This is a genomic window from Pseudomonas sp. XS1P51 (genome assembly GCF_054897845.1).
In genome coordinates, this window is the sequence record NZ_CM142707.1 from 538,338 (window position 1) to 551,637 (window position 13,300).

14 protein-coding genes and 1 pseudogene are annotated in these 13,300 nt (G+C 56.2%); 5 read left to right on the plus strand and 10 right to left on the minus strand.

From position 1 onward, the window contains the following. Positions 1-18: 18 nt before the first annotated feature. The 4 genes from ACYZUD_RS02580 to ACYZUD_RS02595 are packed head-to-tail and all read right to left on the minus strand — an operon-like array spanning position 19 to position 3,660. A complete protein-coding gene (locus ACYZUD_RS02580; RefSeq protein WP_462022457.1) occupies positions 19-996 on the minus strand; it encodes an ABC transporter substrate-binding protein in 978 nt (325 codons plus the stop codon). Positions 997-1,045: 49 nt separating this feature from the next. Further along, positions 1,046-2,023 carry an ABC transporter substrate-binding protein gene (locus ACYZUD_RS02585; RefSeq protein WP_462022458.1) on the minus strand — a complete coding sequence of 326 codons (978 nt, stop codon included), beginning with the start codon at positions 2,021-2,023 and terminating at the stop codon, positions 1,046-1,048. Between the two features lie 27 nt (positions 2,024-2,050). Further along, a complete protein-coding gene (locus ACYZUD_RS02590) occupies positions 2,051-2,884 on the minus strand; it encodes an ABC transporter permease (protein ID WP_462022459.1) in 834 nt (277 codons plus the stop codon). Further along, the gene (locus ACYZUD_RS02595) at positions 2,881-3,660 is read right to left on the minus strand and encodes an ABC transporter ATP-binding protein (protein WP_462022460.1); all 780 of its coding nucleotides are present in this window, start codon (positions 3,658-3,660) and stop codon (positions 2,881-2,883) included. Before ACYZUD_RS02595 ends, ACYZUD_RS02590 begins: the two co-directional genes overlap by 4 nt. Positions 3,661-4,122: 462 nt before the next feature. On the opposite strand from ACYZUD_RS02595, the gene ACYZUD_RS02600 reads away from it, so the two are divergent. Further along, positions 4,123-5,076 carry a LysR substrate-binding domain-containing protein gene (locus ACYZUD_RS02600; RefSeq protein ID WP_462022461.1) on the plus strand — a complete coding sequence of 318 codons (954 nt, stop codon included), beginning with the start codon at positions 4,123-4,125 and terminating at the stop codon, positions 5,074-5,076. Between the two features lie 194 nt (positions 5,077-5,270). Here ACYZUD_RS02600 and ACYZUD_RS02605 read toward each other — a convergent pair whose 3' ends face one another. Beyond that, on the minus strand, positions 5,271-5,561 hold the full coding sequence (locus ACYZUD_RS02605; protein ID WP_462022462.1) for a LysR family transcriptional regulator: 291 nt from the start codon (positions 5,559-5,561) through the stop codon (positions 5,271-5,273). Positions 5,562-6,044: 483 nt separating this feature from the next. On the opposite strand from ACYZUD_RS02605, the pseudogene ACYZUD_RS02610 reads away from it, so the two are divergent. Beyond that, a pseudogene (locus tag ACYZUD_RS02610) lies at positions 6,045-6,314 on the plus strand (ABC transporter); the annotation flags it as partial. A 136-nt stretch (positions 6,315-6,450) separates the two neighbouring features. Here the strand turns inward: ACYZUD_RS02610 and hisM are convergent. Genes hisM through ACYZUD_RS02635 form a run of 5 tightly spaced genes read right to left on the minus strand, consistent with a single transcriptional unit; the run spans position 6,451 to position 10,570 of the window. Further along, positions 6,451-7,158: a histidine ABC transporter permease HisM gene (gene hisM / locus ACYZUD_RS02615; protein WP_462022463.1), complete on the minus strand. Its 708-nt coding sequence runs from the start codon at positions 7,156-7,158 to the stop codon at positions 6,451-6,453. Next, positions 7,155-7,844 (minus strand): ABC transporter permease, encoded by a 690-nt coding sequence (locus ACYZUD_RS02620; protein WP_462022464.1) that lies wholly within the window; start codon positions 7,842-7,844, stop codon positions 7,155-7,157. Before ACYZUD_RS02620 ends, hisM begins: the two co-directional genes overlap by 4 nt. 24 nt (positions 7,845-7,868) lie before the next feature. Next, a complete protein-coding gene (locus ACYZUD_RS02625; RefSeq protein ID WP_462022465.1) occupies positions 7,869-8,639 on the minus strand; it encodes an ABC transporter substrate-binding protein in 771 nt (256 codons plus the stop codon). Between the two features lie 60 nt (positions 8,640-8,699). Beyond that, the gene (locus tag ACYZUD_RS02630; RefSeq protein WP_462022466.1) at positions 8,700-9,554 is read right to left on the minus strand and encodes a PfkB family carbohydrate kinase; all 855 of its coding nucleotides are present in this window, start codon (positions 9,552-9,554) and stop codon (positions 8,700-8,702) included. Positions 9,555-9,556: 2 nt separating this feature from the next. Beyond that, complete coding sequence (locus tag ACYZUD_RS02635) at positions 9,557-10,570, minus strand: SIS domain-containing protein (protein ID WP_462022467.1); 1,014 nt, start codon at positions 10,568-10,570, stop codon at positions 9,557-9,559. A gap of 248 nt (positions 10,571-10,818) precedes the next feature. Between ACYZUD_RS02635 and ACYZUD_RS02640 the strand changes: the two genes are divergently transcribed. The 3 genes from ACYZUD_RS02640 (at position 10,819) to ACYZUD_RS02650 (ending at position 13,282) form a co-directional block, all read left to right on the plus strand. Beyond that, positions 10,819-11,619 (plus strand): GntR family transcriptional regulator, encoded by an 801-nt coding sequence (locus ACYZUD_RS02640; RefSeq protein ID WP_462022468.1) that lies wholly within the window; start codon positions 10,819-10,821, stop codon positions 11,617-11,619. Positions 11,620-11,837: 218 nt separating this feature from the next. Next, positions 11,838-12,356, plus strand: a complete 519-nt coding sequence (locus ACYZUD_RS02645) for a sigma-70 family RNA polymerase sigma factor (protein WP_462022469.1) — start codon at positions 11,838-11,840, stop codon at positions 12,354-12,356. After that, positions 12,353-13,282, plus strand: coding sequence for a DUF4880 domain-containing protein (locus ACYZUD_RS02650; protein WP_462022470.1), 930 nt, complete (start codon positions 12,353-12,355; stop codon positions 13,280-13,282). Before ACYZUD_RS02645 ends, ACYZUD_RS02650 begins: the two co-directional genes overlap by 4 nt. Positions 13,283-13,300: the final 18 nt, after the last annotated feature.

Sequence of the window (13,300 nt, forward strand, 5' to 3'; positions counted from 1 at the left end):
GACGATTCCTGAGTGCGATCAATGGGTGGTTGCGGCGGTGGAGAGCGCGTTCTGAATGGCGGTGTTGCCAATTAATTGCTCGAACACTGGTTGTTCTTTGAGATTGCCAAGGGCGATTTGGGTCTGCATGGCCACTTCGAAGGACTTGGGCGAGATGGCGATGGATTCCGGGTACACCTGTTCGTCAAGCATGCGTTTGACCGCCGCGGCGACGACATCCGGTTCTAGCGTGGGGAACTCTTTGCGGGCCACTTCCAGTGCGACATCGGGGTGTTCATGCATGAATTTCATCGCGTTGTTCAAACCGGTGATGAATCCCAGCACCGTTTCCGGATCCTGATCTTTTCGCGTGGTGATGGCAGACAGCAGATAGGGGCCGTATTGCTGCGGGAAGCTGTGAATGACTTTCATACCCTTGGCCACCAACTGGTCGACGCCCGGCTCATACACAACAGCGGCATCGGCCTGCGCGGCCAATAAAGGTGCCAGCTCCGAGCCGGCCTGAACCTGAAGCACCTTCACGCCATCGGACGCCTTGTTCTCCTGCAGCAACTTGTTCAGCAGCGAGGTACTGGCAATGGGCATCAGACCGGTGGCGACCGTTTTGCCCTTGAAGTCAGCGGGATCTTTATAGTGGAAGTCAGGCTTGCCAACGATCCATACCGCTGCCCGATTCACTACACCAGCAACTATTTGAACGTTCGCGCCTTTGGACGCGGCAATGGCGGTCCACTCCGGGCCATGCAAGGAGAAATCGGCGCTGCCAGAAATCACCGCGGACAACGCGGCGTTGGGCGACCCGGCAGTTTGTTTACTGACGTCCAGACCCTGTTTTTCAAAGAAGCCTTTGTCGAGTGCAACATACACCGGCAAGAACATCACCGATTGGAACAGTTGCGATAAAACAACTTTCTTGTTTTCCGCCCATACCGAATGGCTGGTGAATAAAACCATGAATAGCAATAACAGGCGCGAGCGTAGAGAGCGAACATTCATGATTGATGCTCCTGCAAAGTTAAGTTGTCAGTGATAAACGGGTGTTTCTTTATTTAGCTGCCACCGAGCCCTTCAAGGCATTCTCTATATACTGTCGATTCACCAGTTCCTGGTAACTTGGCAGTGTTTTCAAGTTGCCGAGGTCAACTTGGGTTTGCATGGCATTCTTAAAAGCATCGAGGCTGATATCGACTGATGGGGAATACACCATTTCTTTCAGCATACGCTGTACCGCCGATGCGACTACTTCGGCGTCTAGCCCTGGAAACTCTCTTTGAGCGACAGCGATCGTGCCAGCTTCGTCATGTTGCATATACACCAACGCTTGCTGCAGCCCGGCAACAAATTGTTGCGCGAGTTGAGGATCAATATCTTTTTTGGTACTGATGGCGGCTACGGTATAAGCGTCGAACATCGTCGAAAAGCTGTAAGCCACTTTCATGCCTTTGGCGACGGCTTGATCCAGTCCGGGTTCATACAACACCGCGTATTGGGCCTGGTTGGCAAGTAATGGCCCGAGTTCACTGCCAATCGCCACTTGGGTGATGGTGACATCCTTGCTCGGTGCCAGACCGTTGGTGGTAAGTTTTTTCATGAACAGTGAGGTGCTGGTGGTCGGCATCAATCCACTGACCACCGTTTTGCCCTTGAGGTCGCCGATGGTGTTGAACGTGGCTTCCGGGCGTGCAGCCAGCCAGAACGAAGGACGGTTGACCACGCTGGCAATTACCTGCACCGGCGCGCCTTTTTCGGCTGCAATCGCGCTCCACTCAGGGCCGTGCAACGAGAAGTCGGCGCTGCCGGAAAGCAGCGCAGAAAGGGCACCGTTGGCGGAGCCGGCAGTTTGTTTGCTGACATCCAGGTTTTGTTTGGCAAAAAAGCCTTGATCCATGGCGACATACACTGGCAGTAACTGGATCGATTGAAACAGTTGCGAGAGTACGACTTTTCGATTTTCCGCATGGGCGCTGTTGATCCCGGCGAAAGCGATCGAATAAACCAACATCAGGTACTTGAACGTCTTCATTTCAATGCCTTCGATAGTCAGAAAATCTTAAACACGCAAGCTATTACCGGCCATGGGCTCTTTCCACGGCAGCAGACGGCTTTCGATAGCTTCGATGACGAAGTACAAGATGAAACCCACGATCATCAAGGTGAACAAACCAGCCCATACCGAGTTCAAGTCATAGAGGCCTGATGCGGTGAAGATCATGTGACCCAGCCCATGCTCGGATGAAATGAACTCACCGACAACGGCACCGACCAGCCCGAAACCGATGTTGATATGGAAGGTCGCAATGATCGCGGGCAGTGAAGAGGGTACGACGAGGTTCTTGAATACCTGGGTTTTCGACGCCCCTAGTGTAATAAGGAGGGCGTGCAAGTCCGGGTCGGCGTTCTTGGCGGCCTGGTACGCCGCGATCAGCGCGACAATGGCGGTGAGCGAAACGGCCAATGCCACCTTGGACACCAGGCCGGTGCCGAACCACAAAATCACAATAGGGCCGAACGCAATCTTGGGCACGCTATTGATTGCGATCAGAAAAGGTTCGGTGATGCGTGCCAGGAAGGGGGAATACCACAATCCAAGCCCTATCGCCGACCCCATGACCGTGCCAATGACGAAGCCCAGCATGGCCTCGATCAAGGTGTAACCGGTGTCTGTGAGCAGGTCGCCGGACATCACGCCTTTGGCCATGACATGGGCAATGTCGACCGGTGAACCCACCATAAAGGCAGAGATCCAGCCCAGCGATACCCCCAGTTGCCACACACTAAAAAATACCAGTACGGCGATCAGTTGAATGAATGAGCGAACAACCAGTTCATTGGGTTTGCTTTTGGTACGTGTCTTGGTGAGTGCAGTAGTTGCGACAGTGGTCATGAGGCGTTCCTCTCGCAGGTTTGAATATCCAGTTCGGCACACAAATCATGGAAGTAACCTGAAAAGTTGGGATCGCTGCGTGCACCAATCGGTGATCGGGTATTCAAATCAATGTCGTAGACTTTTTTGACCGAGGACGGCCGACCACCCAATACCACCACCCGTTTTGAAAGGGCGACCGCTTCATCAATATCGTGGGTGACCAGAATGACGGTTTTCTTGAACGTTTCGACCGCTTCGATCAATACACCTTCCAGATATAGACGGGTTTGGTAATCAAGCGCTGAAAAGGGTTCGTCGAGTAAAAGAATATCGGGGTTGGTAATTAACGTGCGGATCAGCGCCACCCGTTGGCGCATGCCGCCGGACAGCATTTTTGGATAAGAGTTTTCGGTGCCGGCCAAGCCAAACGAGTACAGGTACTCCATGGCATTTTCTTTGGCTTCGCGCTCGGGAACATTCTGCATTTGTGGGCCAAGTAGAATATTTTCCAGAACTGTTCGCCAAGGAAAAAGCAAGTCGCGCTGCATCAAGTAGCCGACTTTTCCGCGTAACCCGTCAATGATTTGTCCACGATACTTGATGGTGCCTGAGTCCGGCTCCAAAAGACCGGCCATGATGTTGAATATGGTTGTTTTGCCACAGCCGCTGGGGCCGACAATGCTCACAAAGTCTTGTTCGTTAATGGTCATCGATAAACCACCGATTACCGGCCGAACCCCGTCTTTGATCGGAAATGATTTTTCAACTCCGATCAGCTCTAGTTGAGTACTCATAATATGAGCCCTTCCGTTATACAAAGTTACGGCAGGTAATAAGTATCGGTGTGTTTTTTGTTTTAGATCTTATGGTTCGATAGTGGACGATGCAGCGCTGATTTGGCGATTGAAAGTAATTTGAGGGGTGATCAAAATCTGCTTGATCACGCTGGAACGGGATAAATGTGTGTGCGGCACTGGCTGCCTGCGGTGGCAACTTGTTCGGCAAGGACGGTGCCGCCGAGTTTCCGGGGATCAAGCTCACCACGTTTATCAGGCAGTCGATCAATGCTTCGTAGCGGTGCAAAAAAAATGAGTCAGGTGCTGCAAGGGGGTATTGAGCCGCCTTTGCTTTATTTTGCCGGAGGGAGGAACAAGGCGTGAAATTTGCTTGGGCTTCGATGCTCTTCGGAGAACGTCTCTGTCCGGCTGTTGCCGCGGTTCGGATTTCGATAAACGCAGGGAAAGAATTTCGCCGCCATGTATCAACTCCCGCCGATCCAATGCTTGATTGCTTTCGAGGCCAGAACACGGCTTGGCAGTGGTGTTTTGGCCGCTCGTGAGCTGTGTATTACACCCAGCGCGCTGAGCCATCGCCTTAAACAGCTGGAGGAGTTCACTCAGCAGACGCTGTTCAGCAAAGCCAGCGGTGAAAATGTTCTGACCGCTGCGGGAGAAGCGTATCTGGGAGTCGTCCGGCCTGCATTGCAAGCCCTCAACGGCTATGGCCGAGACACTCATACGCCCAGGGGGACGACATTGCAACGCGTGCGGCTTTGTTCTCCGCCCACCTTTGCCACGCAAATTCTTGTCCCTCGACTGGCGCTATTGCAGAAGGCGTTCCCCAGACTTTCATTGGAACTGCACCTTTCAGTGCCTTTGGTCGGGCTTAAAGCTGAAGAGGCAGATATCGAGATCCGCTTTGGCAAGGGAGTCTATCCGGGATACCAGGTTCGCCTGATCCTCGAAGAGCAGGTTTTCCCCGTTTGCAGTCCGGAGTATCGCGAACGTTTTGGTCCCTTCGAAACATTTCAGGATATTGGTAAAGGCAAGCTGCTGCAGTGTGTGATTGAACCCTGGCAACCGTGGCTTGACGCGGCGAAAGTCTCTCGTGTCGAAGAAGTCAAAGGCATGCAGTTCGTGGATATCGGCCTTTTCGTGGAAGCGGCGGCATGTGGTCACGGCATCGCACTGGCGCGACCAATGATGGCGGAGACCCTGCTAAGCACCGGCAGAATCGTTCCGTTATTTGAAAAAACCGCCTGGCCTGCTTACAGCTACTACGCGACTTGTCTTCCCGAGGCCTTGGAGAAACCGGGTGTCCAAGAGATTCTTGAGTGGTTGGAGTTCAACGTTCAATTGGGGATGTCGCCATCGCACCCGGAACCTCCACAAGGTAAATTTTCCGAACATGAGCGTAGTGCAGGGCGGTAATAAAAAAGCACGTTACAGATGAGCCCGTCGGATGACTTCGACGAGTTGTCGCAAGCCGGGGTGAACCTGTCGTCGGCGGGGGTAGTACATCACTATCGATTCGCTGCTGGATCAATGAAAAATGTGCACTCAATCGAGTTTTTTATGGGGAAGGGCACCGGTTTGGAGCATGAGTATCATCAAAACACGATGATCTAACCACGATCAGTATTATCGTTTTCCTGACAGCCAATGTTGCGGGTACGTTCCAACGCCATATCAAACTGTTCCACCGTGCGTTGTGCTTCTGCCAACATGACCGTCCCGGCAAAAGTCAAATTTACTTCTCGGTTGTCACGGACGAAAAGGGGAGTACCAAGGGTTTTTTCCATATTTTGAATCTGTCGTGTCAATGTGGGGGGCGTGATCCCAAGCTGCGCGGCCGCTCGAGTAAAACTTCGGTTATGGGCAACGCTCAGGAAGTAACGAAAGTGACGAAGATTCATGATCCGATAGTCATCCGAAAGAAGTATGTTTAGCATTAAACGTACCAATATCGGCAGGTCGGTATTACAGGAGACGGGAGGGTTGGAAGTTTAATGGCAACATAGTTGGCCTAGCCTCCATTGAGTAAAAATGCTCCCACGAAAACCATGAGCGAATGGGGGCTGGCTTGCTTGCGAAGAAATTCTTGTTGATGCAAAACGCCTGTTGATCGTTGCAAAACGAATAACCGTTGGATGAAGTGTCATACCCACCCGCGAGAGTGTTGCTTAGTGACAACCGTTGTCATGATCCGTCCCGCACCTGCTGGGGCATCTCGGGTTGGTCAAGGCCAATATCCTGAGTGCGATTCTGAGCATTTTCGCGCTGATCGGCATGACGTGCCTACAAAATATGAATCTGACCTATGAAGGCGGCAGAGATCCAGGAGCGACATAGGCTGGAAAAGACATCATCAACTCGGTCGGTGGGTGCTCGTAGGTTGAGGGCAACACAGCATGTCCTTGCGGCAGAACAAGGTCGTGGCCTGGTGACCAACACCATGACCGCCTTGAAGCTGGTCGGCCAGGCCAAGGAAAGTGGTATCGAGCTGGCACTCTCGAACCGATTGGGGCGAGCATGCGCCGGGATGAACCGACCTTTCTGGCCAAGGTCAATGCGTCGCTGATGGTGATGGAAACGGCGGGGGAGATCAAAGTTATCTGGGACCGCTGGATCGGCCCGAATACAAAATGATCCGTGAGGACAAGGGATAGCGCCTTAGCAGTTTGAAGTTCGATCCTTTGCCATAAGTCCGACACGCCGTCATTGCTGAGCAATGACGGGCTGAAAAAAAAACGGCGACTATGACAGCGGTGGGCTTTTTCATGTGGGTACGGATTGGTTTGTTGCTCAGCTCAAACGCTGATAGGACAGCAACCGGCGCTCAGTCAATCTGAATACCCCCACCAGCGCACACGCCACCAACATGTAGAGCAGGGCGGCAATCCCATAGGCCTGAAAGGTTTTGAAGGTGGCTGCATTAACATCTGCAGCGATTTTCAGGATGTCGGGAACGGTTGCGGTAAAGGCAATGGCCGTCGCGTGCAGGACAAAAATCACTTCGTTACTGTAAGCGGGGAGTGCTCGGCGCAGCATGCTCGGTATCAGCACATGAATGAACAGCTGGCTGCGGGTCATGCCTAACGCCAGAGCGGCCTCGATCTCGCCACGCGGGGTGGTGCGCAGCACGCCGGCGAGAATTTCAATGGTGTAAGCGCAGGTGTTCAATGCTAACGCCAGAATCACGCAATGCATGCCGTCACGAAAGAACCACCACAAGGGCGTTGAATCCCGAATGAAGTTCAAACTGGCCAGGCCGCTGTAGATGATCAACAGTTGCACGAACAGCGGCGTGCCGCGAAACACCAGGGTGTAGAGCCGAATGGGCAGCGCCAGCCACGGACTGCCATAGGTGCGAATCAGTGCCAGCGGTATCGCCGTGCACAGACCGATAACGGCGGACGTCACCAACAGCCATAACGTGATGGACAGACCGCTCCAGCGGTAACCGTCGGACCACAGGAAGTTCGGCCCGAACTCTTTCAGGATCTCGATCATGACGCTCTCCGCTGCGGTTCGACGCTGTAGCGCCGCTCAAGGTGTTTGAGCGCAAGACTTGAAAGGATCGCAAAGGCAAAAAATATCGCGGCAATCACCAGGTAGAAAAACATCTGCCGGGAGGTCGCATTGCCCGCCTGTTTGGCGACCTGAACCATGTCATTGAGACCCAGCAGTGAAATCAGGCCGGCACTTTTCAACAGCACTTGCCAGATATTGCCGATGCCGGGCAATGCGAACCGCATCATCTGCGGAAAGCGAATGCGCCGCAGTACTTGCCAGTGGTTCATTCCATAGGCCCGAGCTGCTTCCAGTTGACCGTACGGGATGGCCTGAAAGGCACCGCGAAAGGTCTCGGTGCAGTAGGCACCGTAGATGAATCCCAGCGTACCGATCGCGGTGCCGTAAGGGTTCAACTGCAAAGATTCCTGGCCGAACGCTTCTGTCACCTGGTTCAGCCCGATTTGCGCGCTGTAGTAAATGAGCAACATCAAGACCAGATCCGGAACACTGCGCACCAGCGTGGTGTAGACCGTTGCGATCAGCCGTAGGGGCGCCAGTGGCGAGAGTTTCGCCAGCGCCCCGAGCAGGCCAAGCGTTATCGCCACGCAGGCAGCCCAGGTGGCCACCTGGACGGTCAACCACGCGCCCTGAAAAATGAGATGGCCGTATCCCTCAAGAAACATGGTTTCAGGCTCCGCGATGATGGTTTATTTAGGCGAGATGTCGAAGTCGAAGTATTTTTTGGCGATGCGCTCATAGGTGCCGTTTTGGTGGATCCGCTCAAGCGCCTGATTGATTTCACCGGCCAGCGCGGTATCGCTTTTGCGCAAGCCGATACCGGTTCCCGGCCCGAAGATTTCTGGCGATTTAACGACCTCACCGGCGTAACCGAAGCCTTTACCGATCGGCTTCTTCAGCAGCCCTTCGGAGACCGCGATGGCATCGTCGAACGCGGCATCGAGTCGACCGTTGATCAAGTCCGAGTAGGTCAAGTCACTGCTTTGATAAGGCACCACCTCCACCCCATTTCGGCCCCACATGCGCTTGGCATAGACTTCGAACACGCTCCCCTGCTGCACGCCGATGCGCTTGCCGCGCAGGGAGTCGGCCGTCGGTTGCAAGGGACTGCCTTCAGGTGCCACCAGGCGTGCCGGGGTGTCGTAAAGGGTGTTGGAAAAGGCGATTTCGGTTTTGCGCTGTTCGGTGATCGACAGGGCGGACAGGATGCCGTCGAACTTCTTGCCCTTAAGGGCCGAGACCATCCCGTCGAAGGCGTTTTCCACCCAGACGCAGCGGCGTTTCAACTCGGTGCACAGGCTTTCACCCAACTCGATATCGAAACCGGTCAGCGAGCCGTCCGGGCGCTTGGACTCAAAGGGAGGGTAGGTGGGGTCGACCCCGAAACGCAGCTCTTCGCTGGCGCCCCAGGTCATCAACGGGCTGGCCACGAGCATCAAACCGATCAGACATCTTTTCATCGACAGGGTATCCACGACAGTTGGTTGAACAGCCCCGGGATTGGCCCGGGGCAGCACGCATCAGCCTTGAGTGTTCAAGGCTTGTTTCAATTGCTGGGAACGTTTGGCGTCCAGGGCTTGACCATGGCCAAAGCCACCGGCCCAGCCACACACCTGACCGGCATAATCGACGCCATGTAAAAGGCAGTCGGCAAGGCTGTGCCGGGCTTGCCACGCCAGCAAAAACGCCGCGATAAAGCCGTCGCCGGCGCCCATGCTGTCGACGACAGTGCAAGGCAGTGCGGGCTGTTCATGGATGCCCTGAGCATCGACCGCGAGGGCTCCCCGAGCGCCGCGAGTGATGACCACGATCGCCGGGCCCAAGCTTCGCATCGAGTGCGCCAGCTCATACGCTGCTCGCGAAGACAGGTCGGCCGCCGAGAAAAAGGCGATATCGACATGCTTGATCAGGGCGGGCCAATCGAATTCGACCCAGTTGTCCGAGAAGTCGAAGGACAGGCAGCCGCTGGCATGGCGAATCTGCGCCAGTTGGTTTTCGAGACCGCTGTAGAGGCTGCTGTGTGCCAGCGGGAATGTCGTGATGCAGGCCAAATCCTCGGCATTGAGTCGCAGTTGCCGACAGACACCAGGATCGCTGCCGAGAAACACTCGCTCGCCATCGATGCTGTCGACACATGCCCAACCATTGGCGCCCGGCAGCGTTCGGCAACGGGACGCATCGACTTCTTCTTTTTGCAGGCAATCGAGCAAGCGCTGGCCGTACCGATCATCGCCCACGCAACCCAGATAGGCGCTCTGAGCGCCAAGCCGGGAAGCGAATACCGCAACGTTGAGCGCATTTCCGCCCGGGTATTCGATGTTCCGGTCCAGGTACACATCCATCGTGTTGTCGCCGACCGCGATCAGGCTGGTCATGCTCAGTACTCCGTTTTCCACATGTAGCGGCGAGTCGTCAGTGGTTGCTGGTGCCAGACCGCCAGGTGGGCGGCGATGCGTTCAGCGGCGATGCCGACGATGTAGGGCGCGACGATCGCGCGGATCTCCGGGTCGATCCCGAGCATCGGGAAGTCCTTGGAGTCGTAGACCATGACCCGCTCGGTATACCGCTGGCAGAAGCTCACGACCCGTTCCATCTGCGCTCGACTGGGGTCTTCGCCGACCAGCAGAAGCAGCGGGGTGGAGGCATCGATGGCTTCGAACGGGCCGTGGAAAAACTCCGCGGCCTCCACCGGCAGGCAATGCAGCCATTGGCTTTCCATCACCACACAGACGCCGAACACATAGGCGGTGGTGAACATCGGACCCGACGCGAGGAAGTACATGACACGATCATCTTTGTAGAGCCGTGCCTCTTCGGTCGCGCGTTGGTCGTTGTTGATCGCCGCATCGGCCAGCGCCTGCGGCAGCGCTTTGAGTGAACGAGTGAGCTTGTCCAGCAATGGCCAGCCTTCGCGTTTGGCCAAAATACCGCCGATCAATGCCTGAAGGATCATGAAGCAGCCGAAGTAAGCCTCGTCGGTGCGTCCCAGCAAGAAGCAATGTTGAACGGCTTGGGCCAGCGGCAACTCGGCGGTCTGTGTCACGCCCACGGTGAGGCAGGGCTTGCCTTGCAGGAAGCGTGCAGCGGCGATGGTTTCCTGGGTCGTCCCGGATTTGGACGCGAGAACCACCAGGGTGCGCTCATCCAGGCGTGGCGGATCGATGTCCATGAAGTCGGCCGGGAAATAACGACGGACTTCCAGTGAATGGCTATAGCGCTCAAGCCAGTACTGCAGGCCGAGCATGATGCGATTGGGCGCGCCGCAGCTGACGAAATAGATGCGGTCAATCCGCGTTGCCAGCTCTTGGCCGAACTGCTGAGCGTCGTCGACGATTTGAACGGATTGCTGCAAGGAAGTGATGAAGCCTTCCCGGTTGAACTGGATCGCCATGTGGACTCCTTCGTGCCTTGTTAAGGGGGCGCATGCTGCTGTTCATGACCACCATTTAGACCAAAAGCTATACCATGAAAAATACCATTACAAGGCTTTTTCCCCGTGGTCTAATGGGCCGAATAAGTGGTTTTCAGGGTTTTTCCTGGCCGGGTTATCTTTGTCATTGTTAAGTAGGCGGGTTTGCGTCAGTTTTTGTTTTTTACAGTCGCAATGGATCGCCAGAAAAATAATCCAGGATGTAGACCATGAAAGTTACCAGCGCAAAACCCTCTGACGTGGCGTTTCCCGCGCCCCAACGCAAGCAGGTTGCCTGGCAGGCCGTCCAGGCCTTGCTTGAAATGCTGGAACGCCCGGAGTTCGGACCGACTGAGCGTATCCCGGCGGAAAGGGACCTGGCCGAACACCTGGGGATCAGCCGGATGACCTTGCGAAAGGCGCTGCAAACACTGATCGATCGTGGGGTTCTCGAGCGCCGAGGCAATCGCGGAACCTTCGTCACCGCTCCCGGCGTCGAGCGGCCACTCAATACAGTGGCGCGTAAAGGTATCGCCGAAGTGGTTGAACAGGCCGGGGCCAGGCCCGGCAGCAAATTGCTCTACTTCGAACAAACCCAGGCCAGCGCTCGCGTCGCCAAACAGCTGAAGATTCAGGAAGGAGATGCGTTGCTGACCATCCGGCGTCTGCGCACCGTGGACCAAAAGCCGTTCTGCATCGAGACCAGCTACATTCCTGCCGCCCGTGTGCCGGAGCTGGTGGCGGGGGATCTGATTGAGGGGGCCTCGTTGTATGCGTTGTTGTTAGCGCGGTATCAGATCGAAATAGAAAGCGACGAGGGGACGTTAAGCATTGCCACGATGAATGACCAGGAGGCGCGCCTGCTGGAAGTCGAGCCCGGGACGGCCGCACTGGTTTATCGGGGTGTGATATTCGACACCCAAGGGCAGCCGATGGAGTATCTGGTTTCGGTCAATCACCCCCAGCGCGTGGTGTTCAAATTGGCAGACAGTCGAGTCAACAGCTTTCACTCCCTTGAGGAAGATGCATGACGCAGAAGCACTTCGTTGTGTCGTTTTCAACGACCCCGGTGGCGGTCAAGGCGAGGGGGCAACGCGTGGTTCTGTCGGTGCCCTATAGCACAAATCCTGGATGAGCGGTCGGGGGGTGCATTCGAAAAGGTTGTAATGGGAACGATTCGCGTTTATGGTGCGCGCGTCCGTCATGTCCATTCATGGCGTTTTCCGTGTTTGTCTGCCTGAGGCGTTCCATGTCGCTCCATGAAACGGATTCGATCGTTTCTCTCGATATTTTGTATGGCACCCACCGTGGCTGGCTGCAGGGCTGGTTGTGGCGCTCGTTGGGGTGTTCGCAGCAAGCGGCGGATCTAGTCCAGGACACCTTTCTGCGTTTGTTGGTGCGCGGCCAGCCAATCAGCGCTCGTGCTCCGCGTGCGCTGCTGGTGCGTATCGCCCGTGGCCTGGTGATCGACCACTGGCGTCGCGATGCGTTGGAGCGAGCCTATCTTGAGGCACTGGCGCAGTTGCCCGAGGCTAGCCATCCATCACCTGAGGTTCGTCATGAGGCGCTGCAATGCCTGGAGCGCATCGCGCAGTTGCTTGACGGTCTCAAGCCGGCAGTGCGCGAAGCCTTTTTGCTGTATCAGCTCGGTGACATGAGCCATGCACAGGTGGCTCAGGCGCTGGGCGTTTCCAGCCGTACCGTGGAGCGGCATGTGGCGAGCGCCCTGTTGCATTGCTATCGAGTGTGTTTCGAGGGGCCACAGTGAGTGCGACTGCCGAGCGTCTGCCGGAGGAGATCATACGCACGGCCATCGAGTGGCAGATGCGCTTGCGGGCCAATGCCAGCAGTGCCGAGTTGCATAGGCAGTTGCACGACTGGCGGTGCCACGACGTCCGTCATGAGCTGGCCTGGCAACGCTTGCAGCAAATGGGCGGGTTGTTCCAGGCCAGTCAGTTGCCCGATGCCGCACGAACCATCCCCCTGTTGCGACGTGCCGAGGCTGATCTAAGCCGGCGACGCATGATGAAGTTACTCGGCCTTGGCCTGGCGGCAGGCAGCGCAACGTTGCTGGTCACGACAGCGCCGCCCGCCTGGCGTAGCGACTTTGCCACGACCACCGGCGAGCGTCGTCGGGTCGATGTGGGCGCTGGCGCCGAGCTGATGCTGAATACAGGCAGTGCCGTGGACGTACTGGGGCGCGAGTGGGTGCTGCGTACTGGCGAGGTGCTGGTGGATGGCGCCGACTGGCGTGTGCGCTGCCGTTTTGGTGAGTGTGAGGGCAGGCAGGCGAGGGCGGTGCTGCGTGAACGTGATGGCTACAGCGAAATCCACGTCGAGCGCGGTGAGGTGTTGATTTCCACTGCGTTCGGGCAGCGCCGTCTGCAAGCGGGTAATGGGCTGGGCATTCACCCAACGCAGATGACGGTGTTGGGCAAGGGGCCGCTCGATCCCTTCGCCTGGACTCGCGGTCTGTTGGTGGTCAACGATATCCGGCTGGTCGACTTCCTGGCTGAGGCTGGACGTTATCGTCAGGGCTGGTTGGGCTGCGATAGCACGGTGGCCGATTTGCGCCTGTCCGGGGTTTTCCACCTGGATGAACCGGCGGTCATGCTGCGCAACATCACTCATCTGCTGCCGGTAAACATCGTCGAGCGCACCCGCTGGTGGGTACGCATCATGCCGCTGGCGTAAATTAAGTTGTCGGACTTT